Genomic DNA, 22,804 nt, shown 5'->3' on the forward strand with positions numbered 1-22,804 from the left:
GGATGGGTAGGGGAGCGTCGTGTGCCGGGTGAAGCAGCCGCGGAAGCGAGTTGTGGACGGTTCACGAGTGAGAATGCAGGCATGAGTAGCGATACACACGTGAGAAACGTGTGCGCCGATTGACTAAGGGTTCCTGGGTCAAGCTGATCTGCCCAGGGTAAGTCGGGACCTAAGGCGAGGCCGACAGGCGTAGTCGATGGACAACCGGTTGATATTCCGGTACCCGCTTTGAAACGCCCAATACTGAATCAGACGATGCTAAGCCCGTGAAGCCGTTCCGGACCCTTCGGGGAAAGGAAAGTGGTGGAGCCGGCGACCCAGATCTGTACTAGGTAAGCGATGGGGTGACGCAGGAAGGTAGTCCAGCCCGGGCGGTGGTAGTCCCGGGGTAAGGGTGTAGGCCGTGTGATAGGCAAATCCGTCACACATTAAGGCTGAGACCTGATGCCGAGCCGATTGTGGTGAAGTGGATGATCCTATGCTGTCGAGAAAAGCCTCTAGCGAGTTTCATGGCGGCCCGTACCCTAAACCGACTCAGGTGGTCAGGTAGAGAATACCGAGGCGTTCGGGTGAACTATGGTTAAGGAACTCGGCAAAATGCCCCCGTAACTTCGGGAGAAGGGGGGCCATCACTGGTGATTGAATTTACTTCATGAGCTGGGGGTGGCCGCAGAGACCAGCGAGAAGCGACTGTTTACTAAAAACACAGGTCCGTGCGAAGCCGTAAGGCGATGTATACGGACTGACGCCTGCCCGGTGCTGGAACGTTAAGGGGACCGGTTAGTGCACTTTCGGGTGTGCGAAGCTGAGAACTTAAGCGCCAGTAAACGGCGGTGGTAACTATAACCATCCTAAGGTAGCGAAATTCCTTGTCGGGTAAGTTCCGACCTGCACGAATGGCGTAACGACTTCTCGACTGTCTCAACCATAGGCCCGGTGAAATTGCACTACGAGTAAAGATGCTCGTTTCGCGCAGAAGGACGGAAAGACCCCGGGACCTTTACTACAGTTTGATATTGGTGTTCGGTTCGGCTTGTGTAGGATAGGTGGGAGACTTTGAAGCTGTGACGCCAGTCATGGTGGAGTCGCCGTTGAAATACCACTCTGGTCGTGCTGGATGTCTAACCTAGGTCCGTGATCCGGATCAGGGACAGTGTCTGATGGGTAGTTTAACTGGGGCGGTTGCCTCCTAAAGAGTAACGGAGGCGCCCAAAGGTTCCCTCAGCCTGGTTGGCAATCAGGTGTTGAGTGTAAGTGCACAAGGGAGCTTGACTGTGAGACCGACGGGTCGAGCAGGGACGAAAGTCGGGACTAGTGATCCGGCAGTGGCTTGTGGAAGCGCTGTCGCTCAACGGATAAAAGGTACCCCGGGGATAACAGGCTGATCTTCCCCAAGAGTCCATATCGACGGGATGGTTTGGCACCTCGATGTCGGCTCGTCGCATCCTGGGGCTGGAGTCGGTCCCAAGGGTTGGGCTGTTCGCCCATTAAAGCGGTACGCGAGCTGGGTTTAGAACGTCGTGAGACAGTTCGGTCCCTATCCTCTGTGCGCGTAGGAATATTGAGAAGGGCTGTCCCTAGTACGAGAGGACCGGGACGGACGAACCTCTGGTGTGCCAGTTGTCCTGCCAAGGGCATGGCTGGTTGGCTACGTTCGGAAAGGATAACCGCTGAAAGCATCTAAGCGGGAAGCCTGCTTCGAGATGAGTATTCCCACCCCCTTTGAGGGGTTAAGGCTCCCAGTAGACGACTGGGTTGATAGGCCAGATGTGGAAGCCCGGTAACGGGTGGAGCTGACTGGTACTAATAGGCCGAGGGCTTGTCCTCAGTTGCTCGCGTCCACTGTGTTAGTTCTGAAATAACGAACGGCTGTGTCGTCATCCAGTGTTCTGTAATTTCATAGTGTTTCGGTGGTCATAGCGTTAGGGAAACGCCCGGTTACATTCCGAACCCGGAAGCTAAGCCTTTCCGCGCCGATGGTACTGCAGGGGGGACCCTGTGGGAGAGTAGGACGCCGCCGAACAATTATTGTGAGAGTGCCCCGTACCGGGATAACCGGTACGGGGCATTTTTGCGTTCGGGTGTTTTTTAGGCGGCCTGGCCTTCAGTGGCCTGGTCGGCGTCCGCGCGACGCCGACCGGGGTGCACATGGCGGCCTCAGACCGGCGCTTCGTTGCTGCGGTGAGGCCTCGACGGGGATGCCGGGAGCGCTCGTGGGCCCGGCGTGCGGGTGGTTCGGAGTTTCGCAGTTTTATGGGTATGATCTAACTCGTTGCCGCAGGGCAGCGAGGCCCCAATAGCTCAGTCGGTAGAGCGTCTCCATGGTAAGGAGAAGGTCTGCGGTTCGATTCCGCATTGGGGCTCAGTAGAGGGAAAGGCCCCCGCCGGTTGGCGGGGGCCTTTCCTGTGTCCGGGGGCGGGTGCGGTGAACGCGCGCCCGGTTGCCGGGAGTTACTGCTGGACGGGCTCCGGGACGCGCATCGCGAGGATGGCCATGTCGTCGGAGGCAGGTTCGGCGGCGAAGCGTTCCACGGCGCGCAGGACGCGTGCGGCGACCGCGCCCGCCGTCAGGCCCGTGCAACCGGCGAGAACCTCGGCCAGGCCGTCGTCACCGAGCATCCGGGTGCCCTCTCGGCGTTCGGTGATGCCGTCCGTGACGCACAGGAGGACGTCGCCGGGCTCAAGGGTGATGGTCTCCTCGTAGAGCTCCAGATCCTCCATCACGCCGAGCAGCGGCTGCGGTTCGGCGGCCGGGGTGACCGTGCCGTCCTGGCGCAGACGCAGCGGCAGCGGGTGTCCGGCGCAGACAATCTTGAGGATGGAGCTGCCGTCCTCCTGTGGCCACAGCTCGCCGTAGAGGAGGGTGAGGAAGCGGCTGCGTTCGCCCTCGTCGAGGATGGCCGCGTTGAGGCGTTCCAGTACCGCCGGGCCGCTGAAACCCTCGCGGGCGAGGAGGCGCAGGGCGTGTCGGGCGAGGCCGGTGACCGCCGCGGCCTGGGGGCCCGTACCGCAGACGTCGCCGATGGCGAAGCCGTACGCTCCGTCGCGGATCGGGAAGAGGTCGTAGAAGTCGCCGCCCACCTCGTTGCCCTCGCCCGCCGCGCGGTAGATGACCTCGACCTCGACGTTGGGCACGTGCGGGAGCTCAGGGGGGAGCAGGCTGCGCTGGAGGGACTGGCTGATGGCCATGCGCTCCGAGTACAGGCGGGCGTTGTCCAGGGCGAGGGCGGCGCGGCGCGAGAGGTCCTCCGCGAGTTCGAGGATCTCCTGGCGGAAGTGGTCGTCGGTGGGCTTGCCGAGGGTCAGCATGCCGATGACGCGGTTGCGGGCGACCAGGGGGAGGACCACCGTCTCGCCGCCGACCGCGGAGGCGGTGGCGAGGGTGGTGCCGATGCCGGAGCCGAGTTGCGGGGTCGAACCGAGGCCGAGGCTGCGCATCGACGTGCGCAGGGCGGCCTGGTGGGCGGCCTCGCCAGGGGCGTTCCAGATCCGGGCGCCGGGGGTCGGGACCGGGTCGGGCGGGCTGATCTTGGCGAGCAGTGCCTTGAGGCCGTCGATGCGCTCCTCGTCCTCGTGCAGGACGTACGAGAGGTAAGGCTCGGAGGCCTGGTCGGCGATCGTGTAGACGGCGCACCAGGTGGCGAGGGTGGGGACGGTCATCTGCGCCATGAGGGCGAGGGTCTGGTCGCGGTCGAGGGTGCCGGCGAGGAGGTCGGACGCCTCGACGAGGAAGGACAGGGAGCCGCGGCGGAGGCGTTCGAGTTCGCCGAGGCGGGCGGACTCGACGGCCAGGGCGATGCGGTCGGCGGCGAACTGGAGGCGCAGGGCCTCCTCGTTGGTGTACCGGCCGGATGCCTCGGCGGCGACGCCGAGGGACCCGGTGAGGCGCCCCTCGACCTTCAGGGGGACGGTCACGACGGAGCGCATCCCGGTGCCGTTGAGGAGCGGGACGGCGCCGGGGACCACGGCGAGGTCCTCGTGGACCGCGGGCATCCTGGCGGAGCCGTATCTGCCGGTGCCGGCCTCGACGGGGACGCGGGCGAAGCGCTGGCGGGCGGAGGGCAGGCCGGTGGTGGCACGTACCTCCAGCTCCGTCTCGTCGTCGGTGGCCAGGAGGAGGAAGGCGGAGTCCGCGTCGAGCATGTCGCGGGCGCGCTCGACGGTGCGCTGGAGGAGGCCGTCCAGGTCGTCGGGGGCGGGGGAGCCGATGAAGACCTCGAAGGGGTCCGTGGCCCGGCCCTCGGCGTGGCTGCCGCCCGAGCCGTCCACGGACGGCGCGCGCTGCGGGGTCTGCAGGACGGCCCGCTCGACGTCGCGCACCAGCAGGCAGACCGTGGAGGGCTCGCCGTCGTTGTCCCGTACGCGCAGGTGGGAGGCGTAGACGGGGACGACGCGGCCGTCCTCGCCGCGGATGCCGTAGCTGCCTTCCCAGCGGGACATCTGGAGTGCCTCGGCGATGCCGGTGCCGATGCCGGGCGTCTGCGGCCAGGCGGCGAGGTCGGTGAGGGGTTTGCCGGTGACCTGCTCGGGGGCGTAGCCGAAGAGGTCCTCGGCGTCCTCGTTCCAGGAGGCGATGGCGCCGGTGCGGTCTATCTGTACGACGGCGACGCGGATGCGGCCGTCGGCGACGGGGAGCAGCGCCTCCGGGAGGACGGGGCCTGCGAGCCTGGTGCCCACCGGGCGCTGGGGCAGGTCGAGTTGGAACCAGACGTGCTTCTGGGTGGGGGTGTACTCGACGCCCCACCGGGAGGCGAGGGCCGCGCACAGGAGGAGCCCGCGGCCGCCCTCGCGGTCCGGGCCGCCGAGGGAGAGGCCGGTGCCCTGGAGGGGGACCTCGCGCTCGGGGTAGCGGTCGCCGACCTCGACGCGGATGCCTTCCTCGGTGCGCAGGCACAGGACGTCGGCCTGGGTGCCCGCGTGGACGACGGCGTTGGTGACGAGTTCGCTGGTGAGGACCACCGCGTCGTCGACGAGTTCGGAGTGCCCCCAGCCCTGGAGTGTGTCCCGTACGAACGCACGGGCAGTCGCTACCGACCGCCCGACAGGGTCGAAAGTGGCAGCCGCCCGCGCCGTGATCACAGCACTCCCCATGTGGTGTTCGTCGCTTCCCCGAGTCCTGTGCCCGTTTCTCGCGGCTTCGATACGCCCTGTCAGGCTAGACCGTCGGTCGCCGCGGTGTGCCACTGCGTCCTGACTGGGTGTCCAGGAGGGGCCGCGGAGGCGAACGGGGGAGGTGCGGCCGCGCGGTCGCTGTAGGCTTCAACGATTTGACGTCCGGGGCGTCACGCACCGACTGTCGGACAAGGCGGTGCGGCAAGGTGGAAGACTGGGAAAGCTTCTAGCGAAGACCTGGGAATTTACGGTCGATCCCTGCGGGAGGGACACGGTGGAGTCTGGCGTGGCGGCGCGGGGCAAGAGCACGCGCACAAAAGGCGGACGGTCCCGGAACAATGGGACAACCGAGGTGGACACGGCGGCACTGAACCGCATGCTGTCCGCCTTGGTGTCGATGCGGGACGGCAATTTCAGGAAGCGGCTGACGGTCTCCGGTGACGGAGTGATGTCGGAGATCGCCGCGGTTTTCAACGAGGTGGCCGACCGGAATCTGCATCTGACGGGAGAGCTGGCTCGGGTACGGCGCATGGTGGGCCGGGAGGGGAAGCTGGCCGAGCGGCTGGAGACCGGGGCCTGCGAGGGCTCGTGGGCCGCGGCCATCGACGCCTCGAACGCCCTCGTCGAGGACCTGGTCCGCCCGGTCTCCGAGGTCGGCAGGGTGCTGTCCGCGGTGGCGGAGGGCGACCTCGAACAGCGGATGGAGCTGCGGTCGCAGTCGGGGGAGGGCAACGGGCACCCGCTGCGCGGGGAGTTCCTGAAGGTCGGCCGTACGGTCAACAACCTCGTCGACCAGCTGTCCGCGTTCACCGACGAGGTGACGCGGGTCGCCCTGGAGGTCGGTACCGAGGGCAAGTTGGGCGGGCAGGCGCAGGTGCGCGGCATGTCCGGGTCCTGGAAGGACCTCACCGACTCGGTCAACACGATGGCCTACCGGCTGACCGCACAGGTCCGCGACATCGCGCTGGTGACCACGGCGGTCGCCAAGGGCGATCTGTCGCGCAAGGTCACGGTGCACGTGGCCGGCGAGATGCTCCAGCTGAAGAACACCGTGAACACCATGGTCGACCAGCTGTCCTCGTTCTCCTCCGAGGTGACCCGGGTGGCCCGCGAGGTGGGCACCGAGGGCGAGCTCGGCGGGCAGGCGCAGGTCCCGGGTGTGGCCGGAGTGTGGAAGGACCTCACCGATTCCGTAAATCTTATGGCGGGGAACCTGACCGCCCAGGTGCGGGGGATCGCCGAGGTGACGACGGCCGTCGCGAGCGGTGATCTGTCCCGGAAGGTGACGGTGAGCGCGCGCGGCGAGGTCGCGCAGCTGGCCGAGACGATCAACCAGATGACCGAGACGCTGCGCACCTTCGCGGACGAGGTGACCCGGGTCGCGAGCGAGGTCGGCGGCGAGGGGCTGCTCGGCGGTCAGGCGCAGGTGCCGGGGGCGGCGGGGACCTGGAAGGACCTGACCGACTCGGTGAACACGGCCTTCCGCAACCTGACGGACCAGGTGCGCAACATCGCGCAGGTGACGACGGCGGTCGCCAACGGCGACATGTCGCAGAAGGTCACCGTCGACGTGGCCGGCGAGATGCTGGAGCTGAAGAACACCGTCAACACGATGGTGGAGCAGCTCCAGTCCTTCGGCTCCGAGGTGACGAGGGTCGCGCGTGAGGTCGGTGTCGAGGGGCAGCTGGGCGGGCAGGCGCAGGTGCCGGGTGCGGCGGGGACCTGGAAGGACCTGACCGACTCGGTGAACACGGCCTTCCGCAACCTCACCGGCCAGGTGCGCAACATCGCCCAGGTGACGACCGCGGTCGCCAACGGCGATCTGTCGCAGAAGGTCACCGTCGACGTCTCCGGCGAGATGCTGGAACTCAAGAACACCGTGAACACGATGGTCGACCAGCTGTCGTCCTTCGCCGACCAGGTCACGCGGATGGCGCGGGACGTGGGTACGGAGGGGCGCCTCGGCGGTCAGGCGCGGGTCGACGGCGTCAGCGGTACGTGGAAGGAACTCACCGACTCCGTCAACTTCATGGCCGGCAACCTGACCTCGCAGGTACGCCAGATCGCCCAGGTCACGACGGCGGTGGCGCGCGGTGACCTGTCGCAGAAGATCGACGTGGACGCGCGCGGCGAGATCCTGGAGCTGAAGAACACCATCAACACGATGGTCGACCAGCTGTCCGCGTTCGCCGACCAGGTCACGCGGGTGGCCCGCGAGGTGGGCACGGAGGGGCGGCTCGGCGGGCAGGCCCAGGTGCCGGGCGTCGCGGGGGTGTGGCGGGACCTGACGGACTCGGTGAACGGCATGGCCGGGAACCTGACCGCCCAGGTGCGCAACATCGCGCAGGTCGCCACGGCGGTGGCGCGCGGTGACCTGTCGCAGAAGATCGACGTGGACGCGCGCGGCGAGATCCTGGAGCTGAAGAACACCCTCAACACGATGGTCGACCAGCTCTCGAACTTCGCGGAGCAGGTGACCCGGGTGGCCCGGGAGGTGGGCACCGAGGGAATGCTCGGCGGCCAGGCAGAGGTGCAGGGCGTCAGCGGCACCTGGAAGGACCTCACCCAGTCGGTCAACTTCATGGCCAACAACCTGACTTCGCAGGTCCGCAACATCGCCGAGGTCACGACGGCCGTGGCGAAGGGCGACCTGTCGAAGAAGATCACCGTCGATGCGAGGGGCGAGATCCTCGACCTCGTGACGACCGTGAACACGATGGTCGACCAGCTCTCCAACTTCGCGGACGAGGTCACCAGGGTGGCCCGTGAGGTGGGTACGGAGGGCATCCTCGGCGGTCAGGCCAGGGTGCGGGGGGTCACCGGCATCTGGAAGGACCTCAGCGACAACGTCAACACGATGGCCAACAACCTGACCTCGCAGGTGCGGAACATCTCCCGGGTCTCCTCGGCCGTCGCCAACGGCGACCTGACGAAGAAGGTCACCGTCGAGGCGCGCGGCGAGGTCGCCGAGCTGGCGGACACGGTGAACACCATGGTGACGACGCTGTCGTCGTTCGCCGACGAGGTGACCCGGGTGGCCCGCGAGGTGGGCACCCAGGGAGAGCTGGGCGGCCAGGCGCGGGTGCCGGGTGTCTCGGGCACCTGGAAGGACCTCACCGAGTCGGTGAACTCGATGGCCTCCAACCTGACCGGGCAGGTGCGGCAGATCGCGACGGTCACCACCGCCATCGCCAAGGGCGATCTCACCAAGAAGATCGACATCGATGCCCGCGGTGAGATCCAGGACCTCAAGGACACCATCAACACGATGGTCGACCAGCTGTCCTCGTTCGCCGACCAGGTCACCAGGGTGGCCCGCGAGGTGGGTACCGACGGACAGCTGGGCGGTCAGGCGCGGGTGCGGGACGTCGACGGCACGTGGCGCGACCTCACCGAGTCGGTGAACGAGATGGCCGGGAACCTGACCCGTCAGGTGCGCGCCATCGCGGCCGTCGCCACCGCGGTCACGCGAGGCGACCTCAGTCTGAAGATCGACGTGGACGCCCGCGGCGAGATCCAGGAGCTCCAGGACAACATCAACACCATGATCGCCAACCTGCGCGACACCACCCTCGCCAACGAGGAGCAGGACTGGCTCAAGGGCAACCTGGCCCGCATCTCCGGCCTGATGCAGGGCCGCCGGGACCTCGACGACGTGGCCTCGCTGATCATGAGCGAGCTGACGCCGGTGGTCTCGGCGCAGCAGGGCGCGTTCTTCCTGGCGCTGCCCTCGGGGTCGTCGGCGGCCAAGAGCGCCGAGGTCAGCGCGGACGTGGACAGCCCCTACCAGCTGCGGATGCGCGGCAGTTACGGCTACTCGACGGGCGCGATGCCCACGGTGTTCCGGCCGGGGGAGACCCTCATCGGGACGGCGGCCGAGGAGAAGCGGACCATCCAGGTCAAGGTGCCGCCGGGGTACCTGCGGATCTCCTCGGGGCTCGGCGAGGCGCCGCCCGCGCATGTGATCGTGCTGCCGGTGCTCTTCGAGGGGCAGGTGCTCGGGGTGATCGAGCTGGCGTCGTTCCAGCCGTTCACGCACATCCAGAAGGACTTCCTGAACCAGATCGCGGAAATGATCGCGACCAGCGTCAACACCATCAGCGTCAATACCAAGACCGAGGTGCTGCTCGAACAGTCGCAGGAGCTGACCGAGCAACTGCGCGAGCGCTCCGAGGAGTTGGAGAACCGGCAGAAGGCCCTCCAGGAGTCCAACGCGGAACTGGAGGAGAAGGCCGAACAGTTGGCCCGGCAGAACCGCGACATCGAGGTGAAGAACACCGAGATCGAGGAGGCCAGGCAGGTCCTGGAGGAGCGCGCCGAACAGCTGGCCGTCTCCATGCGCTACAAGTCGGAGTTCCTGGCGAACATGTCGCACGAACTGCGCACGCCGCTCAACTCGCTGCTCATCCTCGCCAAGTTGCTCGCGGACAACGCCGACGGGAACCTCTCCCCGAAGCAGGTGGAGTTCGCCGAGACGATCCACGGTGCGGGTTCCGACCTGCTCCAGCTGATCAACGACATCCTCGACCTCTCCAAGGTGGAGGCGGGCAAGATGGACGTCTCGCCGACCCGGATCGCCCTGGTCCAGCTCGTCGACTACGTGGAGGCCACCTTCCGCCCGCTCACCGCGGAGAAGGGCCTCGACTTCTCGGTACGGGTCTCCCCGGAGCTGCCCGCCACCCTGCACACCGACGAGCAGCGGCTCCTTCAGGTGCTGCGCAACCTGCTGTCCAACGCGGTGAAGTTCACCGACACCGGCGCCGTCGAGCTGGTGATCAGGCCCGCCAACTCCGACGTGCCGCACGAGATCCGCGAGCAGCTGCTCGAAGCCGGTTCGCTGCGGGACGTCGACGGCGACCTGATCGCGTTCTCGGTCACCGACACGGGCATCGGCATCGCGGCCAGCAAGATGCGGGTGATCTTCGAGGCGTTCAAGCAGGCCGACGGCACGACCAGCAGGAAGTACGGCGGTACGGGCCTCGGCCTGTCCATCAGCCGGGAGATCGCGCGGCTGCTCGGCGGTGAGATCCACGCGGCGAGCGAGCCGGGCCGTGGCTCGACGTTCACGCTGTACCTGCCGCTGCACCCCAGCGAACTGCCGCCGCAGGGCTACCCGCAGCTCGCTCCGGGCGGACTCGAACTGCCGCGCCGGGAGGCCGCGCAGGAGACCGGGGAGCCCGCCGGCAGCCCGTCGTACCACCTGGGCGTCGTACGCAACGACCCGCAGACCGGGCCCGCCGGGCTGTTCCGGCGCCGGCGCAAGGCGATCGGGACGGCCGAGCGGCGGCCCGCGCTGTCCGGCCAGCCGACGGCCCCGGCCAGCAGTGCGCCGCAGGACCCGTGGGCGGGTCAGCAGGGCCAGGAGGCGGCGCCCGAGGAACGGCGCAGCTTCGGCTTCGGCGGCGAGAAGGTGCTGATCGTCGACGACGACATCCGCAACGTCTTCGCCCTCACCAGCGTCCTGGAACAGCACGGCCTTTCGGTGCTCTACGCGGAGAACGGGCGGGAGGGCATCGAGGTCCTGGAACAGCACGACGACGTGACCGTCGTCTTGATGGACATCATGATGCCGGAGATGGACGGCTACGCGACGACGACGGCGATCCGCAGGATGCCGCAGTTCGCCGGACTGCCGATCATCGCGCTCACCGCCAAGGCGATGAAGGGCGACCGGGAGAAGGCGATCGACTCCGGTGCCTCCGACTACGTGACCAAGCCGGTGGACCCGGACCATCTGCTCGGCGTGATGGAGCAGTGGATGCGCGGCGAGGGGTGAGCCCGGCCGCCGTACGGGCCCGGGGGGACCGTACGGTGGGGGAGTACGGACGTCGGCCGCGGGCAGTCGTGTTGACTGACTGTGGCCGACGGCGTGTGAGAGCACGGGATTCGGGGAACCTATCGGTCTCCCGATGCGTTTCTGCTATGTGCACAGTGACATCGCGGTGACAGGGTGTGGCGACCGGGTGGGTACGGCTACCATGACCGGCACAAGGACGGGCGACGCAAGGGAGTCGTCCTCCGGGGCGGCGCCCGGTGCACTGCCGGGGCGAGGAGGACGGGCCATGGTGCAGAAGGCCAAGATCCTCCTGGTCGATGACCGGCCGGAGAATCTGTTGGCGCTGGAGGCCATTCTCTCCGCGCTCGATCAGACACTGGTGAGGGCATCGTCAGGGGAGGAAGCGCTCAAAGCACTGCTTACTGATGACTTTGCGGTCATCCTGCTGGACGTGCAGATGCCGGGCATGGACGGATTCGAGACCGCTGCGCACATCAAGCGGCGGGAGCGGACGCGGGACATCCCGATCATCTTCCTCACCGCGATCAACCACGGTCCGCACCACACCTTCCGGGGTTATGCGGCCGGCGCGGTGGACTACATCTCGAAGCCGTTCGACCCGTGGGTGCTTCGCGCCAAGGTGTCGGTGTTCGTCGAGCTGTACATGAAGAACTGTCAGCTGCGGGAGCAAGCAGCTCTGCTGCGCCTCCAGTTGGAGGGTACGAACCGGGTGGACGCCGGAGTGATCAAGGAGCCCGTGGGTCTCCTCGCCGAGCTGTCCGCACGGCTCGCGGCGGTCGAGGAGCAGGCGGAGGCGCTCTCCAAGCAGCTCGACGACGACTCGGCGGACGCCGCGGCCGTCGCCACCGCCGCGCACCTGGAGCGCAAACTCACCGGCCTGCGACGGGCACTCGACGCGCTGGAGCCGGGCACGGGCGGGGGCACGGGAACACTCCCGTCCCAGAACTGACGGTGCGGCAGTCCCGTGGTCGACGACACGTCGGCTGCGGGACTTCGTGCTGCCGGCAGTATGTTCCGGAGCGTCAATTTCCGGCCGGGTGCCGGGCGACACGTGCGGGTGAAGCAGGAGGCACACGTGTCGGTTGGCGTCTCCACCGGTAACCTCTAGCCCCATGGCCTCACGTACGTCCGGCAAGGGTTCCCAGGGCACGACGGGCACCGCCAAGCCGCGCGCCGGTCGTGCGCCGGGCGCCGCGAAGAAGGCGGCGCCCGCCAAGGCCGTCGCGAAACCTCCCGTGAAGAAGACCGCGGCGAAGAAGTCCGCCCCGGCGAAGAAGGCTCCCGCCAGGAAGGCGGTCCGGCCGGCACCCAAACCCGCGCCGTCCCCGACCGGGGGTGTCTACCGGCTGGCGCGCGGCGCCTACCTGGGTGTCGCGCACGGGGTCGGTGCGATGTTCCGCGGCATAGGGCGGGGCGCGAAGGGCCTCGACCCGGCGCACCGCAAGGACGGCCTCGCGCTGCTGCTGCTCGGCCTCGCGCTGATCGTCGCGGCCGGTACCTGGGCGCATCTGCGCGGGCCTGTGGGCGATCTGGTGGAGATGCTGATCACCGGCGCGTTCGGACGGCTGGACCTGCTCGTACCGCTGCTGCTCGGTTCGATGGGCGTGCGGCTGATCCTGCATCCGGAGCGGCCCGAGGCCAACGGACGGATCGTCATCGGCCTCTCCGCGCTGGTGATCGGCGTGCTCGGACAGGTGCACATCGCCTGCGGATCGCCCGGCCGCGGCGACGGCAGCGAGGCGATGCAGGACGCGGGCGGGCTGATCGGCTGGGCCGCCTCGGTCCCGCTGACCTTCACCATGGGCGAGGTGCTGGCCGTACCGCTGCTGCTGCTGGTCACCGTGTTCGGGCTGCTGGTGGTCACGGCGACGCCGGTCAACGCGATCCCGCAACGGCTGCGGCAGGCGGGCATCCGGCTCGGGGTCATCGAGCCGAGGCCCGAGGAGGTCGCCGCGCGTCACGAGGACGACGAGCGGTACGACGACCAGTGGCGCGAGGCCCTTCCGGCAGGCGCGCAGCGGTCCTCCGCGCGCCGGGGCGAGGTACCGGAGTACGACCAGGAGCAGGCGGAGGAGGAAGCCCTGGGGCGGCGGCGCAGGCCCCGCAGGGCGCCGTCCGTACAGCCCTCGCAGTACACCAGGCCGCTGGACGCGGTGGACGTGGCCGCGGCGGCCGCAGCCGCGCTCGACGGTGCGGTGATGAACGGGCTGCCGCCCTCCCCGGTCGTCGCCGACCTCACCCAGGGAGTCTCCCCGGAGCAGGAGCGGACGTCCTCCGTGCCGTCCGCGCGCGAGGCCGTCCCGTCAACGTCGCCGGCCGCGCCCGAGGCCGCCGCGCCCGCCGAGGCGCCGGCCAGGCCGGAGCGGGCGCGTCCGGTCGGTGCCAGGCTGGACAGTCCGCCGCCGCGCGCCGCGGACCTCACGAAGTCGCGCGCCGCTGACCTCACCAAGGCGCCGCCGAAGGAGCCGCAGTCCCTGCCGTCGCGCGCCGAGCAGCTGCAGCTCTCCGGCGACATCACCTACTCCCTGCCCTCCCTGGACCTGCTGGAGCGCGGCGGGCCTGGCAAGACGCGCAGCGCCGCCAACGACGCGGTGGTCGACTCGCTCTCCACCGTCTTCACCGAGTTCAAGGTCGACGCGGCCGTCACCGGCTTCACCCGCGGCCCGACCGTCACCCGCTACGAGGTGGAGCTCGGCCCGGCCGTCAAGGTCGAGAAGATCACCGCGCTGACCAAGAACATCGCGTACGCGGTCGCCTCCCCGGACGTTCGGATCATCTCGCCGATCCCCGGCAAGTCAGCCGTGGGCATCGAGATCCCCAACAGCGACCGGGAGATGGTCAACCTCGGCGACGTGCTCCGCCTCGCGGACGCGGCCGAGGACGACCACCCGATGCTGGTGGCGCTCGGCAAGAACGTCGAGGGCGGCTACGAAATGGCCAACCTGGCGAAGATGCCGCACGTCCTGGTCGCCGGAGCCACCGGTTCCGGAAAGTCGTCCTGCATCAACTGCCTGATCACCTCGATCATGGTGCGGGCGACCCCGGAGGACGTGCGCATGGTGCTCGTCGACCCCAAGCGGGTCGAGCTGACCGCCTACGAGGGCATCCCGCACCTGATCACGCCGATCATCACCAACCCCAAGCGGGCCGCCGAGGCGCTCCAGTGGGTCGTACGGGAGATGGACCTGCGCTACGACGACCTGGCGGCCTTCGGCTACCGGCACATCGACGACTTCAACGCGGCCGTCCGCAGCGGCAAGCTCAAGACCCCCGAGGGCAGCGAGCGGGAGCTCCAGGCCTACCCGTACCTCCTGGTGATCGTCGACGAGCTCGCGGACCTGATGATGGTCGCGCCGCGCGACGTGGAGGACTCGATCGTCCGCATCACCCAGTTGGCCCGTGCCGCGGGCATCCACCTGGTGCTCGCCACCCAGCGGCCGTCGGTGGACGTCGTCACCGGTCTGATCAAGGCGAACGTGCCGTCCAGGCTCGCCTTCGCCACCTCCTCGCTCGCCGACAGCCGGGTCATCCTGGACCAGCCGGGCGCCGAGAAGCTGATCGGCAAGGGCGACGGACTCTTCCTGCCGATGGGCGCGAACAAGCCGACCCGTATGCAGGGCGCCTTCGTCACCGAGGACGAGGTCGCTGCCGTCGTCCAGCACTGCAAGGACCAGATGGCCCCGGTCTTCCGGGACGACGTGGTGGTCGGAACGAAGCAGAAGAAGGAGATCGACGAGGACATCGGCGACGACCTCGATCTGCTCTGCCAGGCCGCCGAGCTGGTCGTCTCCACCCAGTTCGGATCCACCTCGATGCTCCAGCGCAAGCTGCGGGTCGGCTTCGCGAAGGCGGGCCGGCTCATGGACCTGATGGAGTCCAGGGGGATCGTGGGACCGAGTGAGGGGTCCAAGGCGCGGGACGTGTCCGTGAAGCCGGACGAACTGGATGGCGTACTGGAGGTGATCCGGGGAGAGGCTCCTTCGTAGGACCCTGCTCCGGCTTCCCCGCCCCCGGGGGCGCCGGGGCCGCCCCGGATCCTCGGGGCCCGGGGCCCTGCCGCGCCACCTCGCGTTCATTCGGCCCAACGAGTCTCACCCGTAAGAAATCGCAGGCAACCGTTTCCCTTGCACGTACGTCCAGTTGAGGGGAGGGAGGCGTCATGGTCCGTCAACGGTGCTACCGCGGGCGGCGCTGTGGTGCCTTCGGGGTGCCGGGCCGTTCCGATGGCGTACAAAGACGGCTCTCCGCTTGCCCCACCCTTTCGTCACCCCCCTAGACTGAACCTCCAGCAGGTGGCTCACGCTCGAAAGGCGCCCCCGTGTCCATCGGCAACTCTCCGGACTCTCCCGGCAACTCACCTGAAGACGACCGCCCTTCGATCGGTCGTGTACTCCAGCAGGCCCGGATCGCCGCAGGTCTGACGGTCGATGAAGTCAGTGCGTCGACCCGGGTGCGCATTCCCATCGTCCACGCCATCGAGGCGGACGACTTCTCCCGCTGCGGCGGCGACGTCTACGCCCGCGGCCACATCCGTACGCTCGCGAGCGCGGTCGGACTCGACGCCTCCGCGCTCGTCGCACAGTACGACGGCGAGCACGGCGGACGGCCGGCGCCGACACCGGCCGCACCGCTGTTCGAGGCGGAGCGGATCAGGCCCGAGCCGCGTCGGCCCAACTGGACCGCGGCGATGGTCGCCGCGATCGTCGCGGTCATCGGGTTCGTCGGTTTCTCGATGTTCAGCGGCAACGACAGCAAGCCGGGCGGCACCCAGAGTGTCGCGGAAGGCGCGGCGGCCACCGCGCCCACCGCGAAGCCGTCGGCCGGCAAGACCCCGGCCAGGCCCGCCGACCCCAAGCCCGATCCCACGGACAGCGCCATCGCGGCTGCCCCCAAGGACCGGGTGACGGTCAAGATGGTGGCGACCGGCAACAAGAGCTGGATCTCCGCCAGGGCGTACAACGGCCGACTGCTCTTCGACGGATTCCTCAAGCGGGGCGAGTCGAAGACCTTCACCGACCCGAAGAAGCTCGACGTGGTGCTCGGCGACGCCGACGCGATCCAGCTGTTCGTGAACGGCAAGGAGGTCCAGGACGACTTCCAGCCGGGCCAGGTCGAGCGCCTGACGTACACGAAGGGCGACCCGGCGGCGGGCTGAGCCCGGGGTCTGTGGGGCGGGTCGGCCGATGCGGCCGGCCCGGTCCGGGACCGGGCGGGTGTCACCGTGACCGGTCCACCCGGCCGCCTCCCCTCTGCCGGCCGGTCGCCCCGGTGTCGTCGCAGGTCGGAAGGGGTGGGCCGGTCAGTGGTTCCCGCCCTGCCCCTCGCGGGGCGGGTGCGCGCCGGGACAAAGTAGTCTTGAGTCCATGCCCGAACGCCGTACCGTCGCCCTTGTCACTCTTGGCTGCGCCCGTAACGAGGTGGACTCGGAGGAGCTGGCAGGCCGCTTGGCAGCGGACGGCTGGGACCTCGTCGAGGACGCCTCGGACGCGGACGTCGCAGTCGTCAACACCTGCGGATTCGTCGAGGCCGCCAAGAAGGACTCCGTCGACGCCCTGCTCGAAGCCAACGACCTGAAGGACCACGGCAGGACCCAGGCCGTCGTCGCCGTGGGCTGCATGGCCGAGCGGTACGGCAAGGACCTCGCCGAGGCACTGCCGGAAGCAGACGGTGTGCTCGGTTTCGACGACTACGCCGACATCTCGGACCGCCTGCGGACGATCCTCGCGGGCGGCAGCGTCGAGGCGCACACCCCGCGCGACCGTCGCAAGCTGCTGCCGATCAGCCCCGCCGAGCGCCAGTCCGCCGAGGTCTCGCTGCCCGGTCACGCGCAGGAGGCCGCCCCGGCCCCCGCCGACCTGCCCGAGGGCGTCGCGCCCGTGTCGGGTCCGCGCGCGCCGCTCCGCCGCCGGCTGGGCAGCAGCCCGGTCGCCTCGGTCAAGCTGGCGTCCGGCTGCGACCGGCGCTGCTCGTTCTGCGCCATCCCGTCCTTCCGCGGCTCCTTCATCTCGCGGCGCCCCAGTGATGTGCTCCAGGAGACGCGCTGGCTGGCCGAGCAGGGCGTCAAGGAGGTCATGCTGGTCTCCGAGAACAACACCTCGTACGGCAAGGACCTCGGTGACATCCGGCTCCTGGAGACCCTGCTGCCCGAGCTGGCCGAGGTCGACGGCATCGAGCGGGTGCGCGTCAGCTACCTCCAGCCCGCCGAGATGCGGCCCGGTCTCATCGACGTACTGACGTCGACGCCGAAGGTCGCGCCGTACTTCGACCTGTCCTTCCAGCACTCGGCCCCCGGCGTGCTGCGTGCGATGCGCCGCTTCGGGTCCACCGAGCAGTTCTGGGGCCTGCTGGAGACCATCCGGGGCAAGGCGCCGCAGGCGGGTGTGCGCTCCAACTTCATCGTGGGCTTCCCCGGCGAGAGCGAGGAGAACTTCGCGGAGCTGGAGCGATTCCTCACCGGCGCGCGACTGGACGCCATCGGGGTCTTCGGCTACTCGGACGAGGAGGGCACCGAGGCGCTGACCTACGAGAAGAAGCTGGACGAGGACACGATCGCCGCCCGGCTCGCGCACATCTCCCGGCTCGCGGAGGAGCTGACCGCACAGCGGGCGGAGGAGCGGCTCGGTGAGACGCTGGAAGTGCTCGTCGAGACGGTGAACCCCGACGACGAGGACGAGCCGGCGACCGGCCGGGCCGCGCACCAGGCACCGGAGACGGACGGCCAGGTGGTCTTCACGACCGGCCACGGCTTGACGCCCGGTCGTATGGTCGTGGCAAAGGTGGTCGGTACCGAGGGCGTGGACCTCGTCGCCGAGCCGCTGCCCGGTGCCGGCGACGGGGCCGGCGGCACGAGCGAGGTCCCTGAGGAGGCGGCCAGATGAGCGGAATCCCGGCGTCCGCGGCGGGCGGTACCGGCAGGACGACGCCGGTGACCGGCGGAAAGCTGGGAGCTGGGGCCGTGAGCCAGGTCAGTCTGTGGAACATCGCCAACATCCTGACGATGCTGCGGCTGGTCCTCGTGCCGGGTTTCGTGATGCTGCTGCTGGCCGACGGCGGGTACGACCCGATCTGGCGGGCATGGGCCTGGGCGGCGTTCGCGGTCGCCATGATCACGGACGTCTTCGACGGGCATCTGGCCCGTACGTACAACCTGGTCACGGACTTCGGGAAGATCGCCGACCCGATCGCGGACAAGGCGATCATGGCCGCGGGGCTGATCTGTCTGTCGAGCCTCGGCGATCTGCCCTGGTGGGTGACCGGGGTGATCCTCTTCCGCGAGCTCGGGATCACGCTGATGCGGTTCTGGGTGATCAGACACGGGGTGATCCCGGCCAGTCGCGGCGGCAAGATGAAGACGCTCGCGCAGGGCACGGCGGTCGGCATGTACGTGCTGGTGCTGACCGGACCGCTCGCCACCTTCCGGTGGTGGGTGATGGCCGTGGCCGTGCTGCTGACCGTGCTGACCGGTCTGGACTACGTACGGCAGGCCGTCATGCTGCGGCGGGCGGGGCTGGCGGCGGAGCGGGCGGCTCGGTGACTTCGGCGCCCTCGGCGGGTTCTTCTTCTGTTGCAGGTACTTCTTCGGGTACGGGTTCTTCTCCGGGTACGGGCGCGGAGCTCGCGGCCCGGGTGCTGGGGGTGCTCGGCGGGCGCGGCGAGACGCTCGCCGTCGCGGAGTCGCTGACCGGTGGCCTGGTGGCGGGGGAGCTCACGGGTGTGCCAGGGGCCTCCAAGGTGTTCCGCGGGTCCGTGACCGCGTACGCGACCGAACTGAAGCGGGACGTCCTCGGTGTCGCGCCGGAGCTCCTGCGGGAGCGTGGCGCGGTGGACGCCGGGGTCGCACGGCAGATGGCGGAGGGTGTGCGGCGGGTGCTCGGGGCCGACTGGGGGATCTCCACGACCGGCGTCGCGGGGCCCGAGCCCCAGGACGGGCAGGCTGTCGGCACCGTTTTCGTGGCGGTCGCAGGACCCCACGGAACCGGGAAAGTCGCAGCACTGTGGTTGAACGGCAGCCGTTCGGACATTCGTAGAGAGAGTGTGCGGAGAGTTTTTGAGCTGCTCGCAGGTGAACTGGCGGAGCCCGCCGAGGGGCCCGTCGGGAAGCCGCCCGGTGAACCGCTCGAAAATGAGCGGGCACAGGATACGGAACACGACGGGGGAACTTGATGTTTGCAGCCCAGAGTGAACACGACATCGCTCCCCGCACGGCCGCACCGCGAAGCGGTACGGTGGGGCGTGAAGGATGCGGCTACGCGGTCCGAGGAGGGAGCCACCGATGATTCTGCTCCGTCGCCTGTTGGGTGACGTGCTGCGTCGGCAGCGCCAGCGCCAGGGCCGTACTCTGCGCGAAGTCTCCTCGTCCGCCCGGGTTTCGCTCGGCTATCTCTCCGAGGTGGAGCGGGGGCAGAAGGAGGCATCCTCCGAGCTGCTTTCCGCTATCTGCGACGCGCTTGATGTACGGATGTCCGAGCTCATGCGGGAAGTGAGCGACGAACTCTCCCTGGCAGAACTGGCTGCGTCGGCTGCGGCCGGCGAGACGCCGGTACGTGCGCCAGTACGACCCATGCTCAATTCGATCTCCGTGACGTCGGTGACCGGTGTGTCCGGTGTGCCGACCGAGCGAGTGACGATCAAGGCCCCCGCGGAAGCGGTGGACGTCGTCGCCGCCTAGCGGACGAACAGCGCGCGCAGCGGTGCGTGAGTGCCCTGCGCAGTGTGCTTGGCCGGAGCCCCGGCCGATCCCGTTCTTCGGGTCGGCGGGGGCTTCGGTCGTTTTTGTACCCTGAATGACCGTTTTGGATCGGTTGTGGCAGGGTTGGGGGTGCTGATGCAGGATTTTGTGATGTCTGAGGAGGACACTCCATGTCTGTCGTGAAGAGCACCCTGCCCGAGGCCGACCTCAAGGTGGTCGGCGAGGCGCTGCAGGGCGCCCTGGTGGACCTGGTCGACCTGTCGCTGGTCGCCAAGCAGGTCCACTGGAACGTGGTGGGACCGCGTTTCCGTTCCGTACACCTCCAGCTCGACGACGTGGTGGCCTCGGCGCGGCTGCACTCCGACTCGGTCGCCGAACGGGCGTCCGCACTCGGCATCAACCCGGACGGCCGGGCCGGTACGGTCTCCGCGTCGAGCGCCATCAAGGAGACACCGACGGGCTGGATCAAGGACACCGACGCGGTACGGACCCTGGTGGACGCGCTCGGCGCGGTCATCGTCGGGATGCGTCAGCGCATCGAGGTCACCGGTGAGCCGGACCCGGTGACCCAGGATCTGATCATCGGGCTGACGGCCGACCTGGAGAAGCACGCGTGGATGTTCCAGGCGGAGAGCGCCGCGTAGGTGTGCGGCGGTGGGCCGGGCCGTGAGCCCAGCGGGGCAGGGTGTGCGCCGGGTGCGCGATGAGTGCTCTGCGCGCTCCCGGCGCCTCCGGTGCGCCCTGCCGTACGAGAAGGCCCGCGTCTAGCGTCGGCCCGAGGAGGCAGCGATGACACGGCGCGAGTTCTGGGCAGGCCGTGAACCGCGCGGGCGTCCTGTGCTGCTGCTGGGGGCGCTGGGGCTGGTGCTCGGCGGGGCGTGGTGGTGGGCGGTACTGCGGTTGCTGCTGGTGCCCGAGAGTGCGGGGCTGGTGGAGGGAACCGTGGCGGCCGGGGGGTGGGGGCTGAGTCTGCTGCCGGTGCACGTGGCCCGGGCCCCGGTGCGGACGCGAGGTGCGGCGAGGGGCGCCCGGCGTGGGCCTCAAGCGGAAGCGGCGGATGTTTCCGGTCCGTGGGTGGCGGGTGCTGCCGGAGCGGGGCCTCGGCTGCGGGGGCTGCTCACCACGGCATGGCGACGCCGCCGTTGGGGCGGAGGATCTGGCCGGTGGTGAAGGCGGCGGCATCGGAGACGAGGTGCAGCACGGCATGGGCCACGTCCTCGGGTTCGCCGACGCGGCCGAGCGGGGTGATCCGGCGCATCACGGCTTCTGCGCTGTGCTGCAACGAGGCGTCGTGGCGATCGGTCATCGGGGTGCGGATCCAGCCGGGGGCGACCGCGTTGACGCGGATGCCGTGCGGGCCCATCTCTGTCGCCAGGGTCTTCGTCAGCTGGACGACGGCGGCCTTGGAGGCGCTGTAGCAGAGCAGACCGGCGCCGGCGGAGTCGACGGCGCCCGAGGCGACGGTGACGATGCTGCCGGCAGGCCTGGGAGCTTTTCCGTGTGCGTCACCTTGGGGTGAGCCGGTTCCGGTGTCGGTGTCGGTGACGGTGCTGGGGTCGGTGGAGGTGCCCGTGCCGGTCTCGGGGTCGGTCGCGGTGCCCGTGCCAGTTTCGGGGCCGGTCGCGGTGCCCGTGCCGGTTTCGGGGCCGGTTGCTGTGCCTGCGGCGGTGGCGAGCATCGTGCGGGCCGCTTCCTGGCAGGTGTGCAGCACTCCCTTGAAGTTGACGGCGAGGACCCGGTCGAGATCCTCGTCCGTGGTGTCCAGGACGCTGCTCGAATGCATGATCCCCGCCGAGGCGACGAGGATGTCGAGGCGGCCGGCGGACGTGATCGCCTCCCGCAGGCGGGAGCGGTCCGTCACGTCGAGGGTGTGGCTTGTCACCGCGCCACCCGTCTTCGCGATCCGCCGGGCGGTCTCGGCCAGGCCCGGCTCGTCACGGTCCGCGCAGTGAACCGTGGCGCCCGCTTCGGCGAGCAGTTCGGCGCAGGCGCGGCCGATGCCGCTCGCGGCGCCGGTGACGAACGCGGTGCGGCCGGTGAGGTCGTACGCCGGGAGTCGTACCGAAAGAGCCATGTGGCGACCGTACGAGCAGAACTGACGAGGCGTCAATTAGTGGGACCGGTCTGGCAGTTCGGGCACCAGTAGGTCGGGCGCTCGCGGGAACCGTCGCCCTGGTCGGCCTTGCGGACCGGTGTCGCGCAGCGGAGACAGGGCCGGGCCTCGCGCCCGTACACGTAGAGGCGGTCGGGAGCGCGGGTGGTGCGGGTGGGGCGGCCGGCGGTGGAGGTGTGCGCGAGGGTGGTCGTGCGGCGGTCGGGGCGTTCCGTGTTCGCGTCGAGAAGGCGGTGGGAGGTGGCGACCAGGCGGGCGAGCAGCTGCGCGTCGAGGACGCCGACCGGGGACCAGGGGGTGACGCGGGCGAGGAAGCACAGCTCGGACTTGTAGACGTTGCCGATACCGGCGAGATTGCGCTGGTCGAGGAGGGCTTCGCCGAGCGGGCGCTCGGGGGCGGCGAGGAGGTTGGCCACGGCCTGGTCCTGGAGTTCGGCGCCCCAGGCGGGGGAGAGCAGGTCCGGTCCCAGGTGGCCGACGGCGTCGGCCTCGTCCGCGGTACGGAGGAGTTCGAGGACGGGCAGACGGTAGCCGACGGCTGTGGCCTCGGCGTTCTGGAGGACCGCGCGGATCTGGTGGGAGGGCCCGCCGCGCCAGGGCTCGCCGGGGGCGAAGATCCTCCACGAACCGTCCATGCGGAGGTGCGAGTGCAGGGTGAGTCCGCCCTCGATCCGGGTCAGGAGGTGCTTGCCGCGCGAGGTGACGTCGAGGACCGTGCGGCCGGCCAGGTCGGCCGTGGCGAAGCGGGGGACACGCAGGTCGGCGTGGGTCAGGGCGCGGCCGGCGAGCGCGGCGTGCAGCCGGTGGGCCGCGTGCAGGACGGTGTCTCCTTCGGGCATGTGCCCATGATGGGGCAACGGGGGCGCGAGAGGGGGGTCCGGGGCGGCGGGAGGGGGGAGCGGGGGTGCTGGGGTGCGGGGGTGCTGGGGTGCTGGGGTGCGGGAGGGAAGTCTGGAGGTGCGGGGGGCGTGTGGCTTCGGGGGCACGGGGGCGGGGGGCGCGGCGTGCGACTTCGGGAGTACGGGGGCGGGGGAGCACGGAGGCGCGGGAGGTGAATCCCGCGCCAGCGGAGGCGCGGGGCCGTGGGCGCGAG

General features: G+C 69.2%; 13 protein-coding genes, 1 tRNA gene and 2 rRNA genes. 13 read left to right on the forward strand and 3 right to left on the reverse strand.

All coding sequences use genetic code 11. The annotated features are described in order from the left end of the window. From ACIQM4_RS00005 to ACIQM4_RS00015, 3 genes are all read left to right on the forward strand, one after another. A 23S ribosomal RNA gene (locus ACIQM4_RS00005) occupies positions 1–1,827 on the forward strand; the annotation flags it as partial. A 79-nt stretch (positions 1,828–1,906) separates the two neighbouring features. After that, positions 1,907–2,023 (forward strand): 5S ribosomal RNA (gene rrf, locus ACIQM4_RS00010). 267 nt (positions 2,024–2,290) lie between these two features. Beyond that, a tRNA-Thr gene (locus tag ACIQM4_RS00015) sits at positions 2,291–2,363 on the forward strand. Positions 2,364–2,451: 88 nt separating this feature from the next. On the opposite strand, the gene ACIQM4_RS00020 is transcribed toward ACIQM4_RS00015, so the two are convergent. Then, complete coding sequence (locus tag ACIQM4_RS00020) at positions 2,452–5,091, reverse strand: SpoIIE family protein phosphatase (protein WP_401583703.1); 2,640 nt, start codon at positions 5,089–5,091, stop codon at positions 2,452–2,454. A 397-nt stretch (positions 5,092–5,488) separates the two neighbouring features. On the opposite strand from ACIQM4_RS00020, the gene ACIQM4_RS00025 reads away from it, so the two are divergent. From ACIQM4_RS00025 to ACIQM4_RS00070, 10 genes are all read left to right on the forward strand, one after another. Continuing rightward, positions 5,489–10,888, forward strand: a complete 5,400-nt coding sequence (locus ACIQM4_RS00025; RefSeq protein WP_401583705.1) for a HAMP domain-containing protein — start codon at positions 5,489–5,491, stop codon at positions 10,886–10,888. 286 nt (positions 10,889–11,174) lie between these two features. Continuing rightward, positions 11,175–11,858: a two-component system response regulator gene (locus ACIQM4_RS00030; RefSeq protein WP_401583708.1), complete on the forward strand. Its 684-nt coding sequence runs from the start codon at positions 11,175–11,177 to the stop codon at positions 11,856–11,858. Between the two features lie 163 nt (positions 11,859–12,021). Further along, entirely contained in the window at positions 12,022–14,895 is a 2,874-nt protein-coding gene (locus ACIQM4_RS00035; RefSeq protein ID WP_401583711.1) for a DNA translocase FtsK, read from the forward strand. A gap of 332 nt (positions 14,896–15,227) precedes the next feature. Next, complete coding sequence (locus tag ACIQM4_RS00040) at positions 15,228–16,064, forward strand: helix-turn-helix domain-containing protein (RefSeq protein WP_401583714.1); 837 nt, start codon at positions 15,228–15,230, stop codon at positions 16,062–16,064. A 208-nt stretch (positions 16,065–16,272) separates the two neighbouring features. After that, positions 16,273–17,787: a 30S ribosomal protein S12 methylthiotransferase RimO gene (rimO, locus tag ACIQM4_RS00045; RefSeq protein WP_401583716.1), complete on the forward strand. Its 1,515-nt coding sequence runs from the start codon at positions 16,273–16,275 to the stop codon at positions 17,785–17,787. Beyond that, on the forward strand, positions 17,784–18,443 hold the full coding sequence (pgsA, locus tag ACIQM4_RS00050) for a CDP-diacylglycerol--glycerol-3-phosphate 3-phosphatidyltransferase (RefSeq protein ID WP_401583719.1): 660 nt from the start codon (positions 17,784–17,786) through the stop codon (positions 18,441–18,443). The genes rimO and pgsA overlap by 4 nt, the downstream gene beginning before the upstream one ends. A gap of 92 nt (positions 18,444–18,535) precedes the next feature. Then, a complete protein-coding gene (locus ACIQM4_RS00055; RefSeq protein WP_401585966.1) occupies positions 18,536–19,072 on the forward strand; it encodes a CinA family protein in 537 nt (178 codons plus the stop codon). A 109-nt stretch (positions 19,073–19,181) separates the two neighbouring features. After that, positions 19,182–19,577 (forward strand): helix-turn-helix domain-containing protein, encoded by a 396-nt coding sequence (locus tag ACIQM4_RS00060; protein ID WP_401583722.1) that lies wholly within the window; start codon positions 19,182–19,184, stop codon positions 19,575–19,577. A gap of 191 nt (positions 19,578–19,768) precedes the next feature. After that, positions 19,769–20,242, forward strand: a complete 474-nt coding sequence (locus tag ACIQM4_RS00065) for a Dps family protein (protein ID WP_401583725.1) — start codon at positions 19,769–19,771, stop codon at positions 20,240–20,242. A gap of 145 nt (positions 20,243–20,387) precedes the next feature. Next, the gene (locus ACIQM4_RS00070; RefSeq protein ID WP_401583727.1) at positions 20,388–20,768 is read left to right on the forward strand and encodes a hypothetical protein; all 381 of its coding nucleotides are present in this window, start codon (positions 20,388–20,390) and stop codon (positions 20,766–20,768) included. Here ACIQM4_RS00070 and ACIQM4_RS00075 read toward each other — a convergent pair. Together ACIQM4_RS00075 and ACIQM4_RS00080 are read right to left on the reverse strand one after the other, a co-directional pair. Next, positions 20,716–21,672, reverse strand: a complete 957-nt coding sequence (locus ACIQM4_RS00075) for an SDR family NAD(P)-dependent oxidoreductase (protein WP_401583730.1) — start codon at positions 21,670–21,672, stop codon at positions 20,716–20,718. The two genes, ACIQM4_RS00070 and ACIQM4_RS00075, sit on opposite strands and share 53 nt — an antisense overlap. Before the next feature lie 32 nt (positions 21,673–21,704). After that, positions 21,705–22,550: an Fpg/Nei family DNA glycosylase gene (locus ACIQM4_RS00080; protein ID WP_401583733.1), complete on the reverse strand. Its 846-nt coding sequence runs from the start codon at positions 22,548–22,550 to the stop codon at positions 21,705–21,707. Positions 22,551–22,804 lie beyond the last annotated feature (254 nt).

It is taken from the genome of Streptomyces sp. NPDC091272 (assembly GCF_044757485.1).
GTDB lineage: Bacteria > Actinomycetota > Actinomycetes > Streptomycetales > Streptomycetaceae > Streptomyces.

Coding starts and splice junctions, on each gene's coding strand:
- ACIQM4_RS00020 (WP_401583703.1), bottom strand. CDS start 5,091: ATGGGGAGTGCTGTGATCACGGCGCGGGCGGCTGCCACTTTCGACCCT.
- ACIQM4_RS00060 (WP_401583722.1), top strand. CDS start 19,182: ATGATTCTGCTCCGTCGCCTGTTGGGTGACGTGCTGCGTCGGCAGCGC.
- ACIQM4_RS00075 (WP_401583730.1), bottom strand. CDS start 21,672: ATGGCTCTTTCGGTACGACTCCCGGCGTACGACCTCACCGGCCGCACC.
- rimO (WP_401583716.1), top strand. CDS start 16,273: ATGCCCGAACGCCGTACCGTCGCCCTTGTCACTCTTGGCTGCGCCCGT.
- pgsA (WP_401583719.1), top strand. CDS start 17,784: ATGAGCGGAATCCCGGCGTCCGCGGCGGGCGGTACCGGCAGGACGACG.
- ACIQM4_RS00025 (WP_401583705.1), top strand. CDS start 5,489: ATGCTGTCCGCCTTGGTGTCGATGCGGGACGGCAATTTCAGGAAGCGG.
- ACIQM4_RS00065 (WP_401583725.1), top strand. CDS start 19,769: ATGTCTGTCGTGAAGAGCACCCTGCCCGAGGCCGACCTCAAGGTGGTC.
- ACIQM4_RS00035 (WP_401583711.1), top strand. CDS start 12,022: ATGGCCTCACGTACGTCCGGCAAGGGTTCCCAGGGCACGACGGGCACC.
- ACIQM4_RS00080 (WP_401583733.1), bottom strand. CDS start 22,550: ATGCCCGAAGGAGACACCGTCCTGCACGCGGCCCACCGGCTGCACGCC.
- ACIQM4_RS00070 (WP_401583727.1), top strand. CDS start 20,388: ATGACACGGCGCGAGTTCTGGGCAGGCCGTGAACCGCGCGGGCGTCCT.
- ACIQM4_RS00030 (WP_401583708.1), top strand. CDS start 11,175: ATGGTGCAGAAGGCCAAGATCCTCCTGGTCGATGACCGGCCGGAGAAT.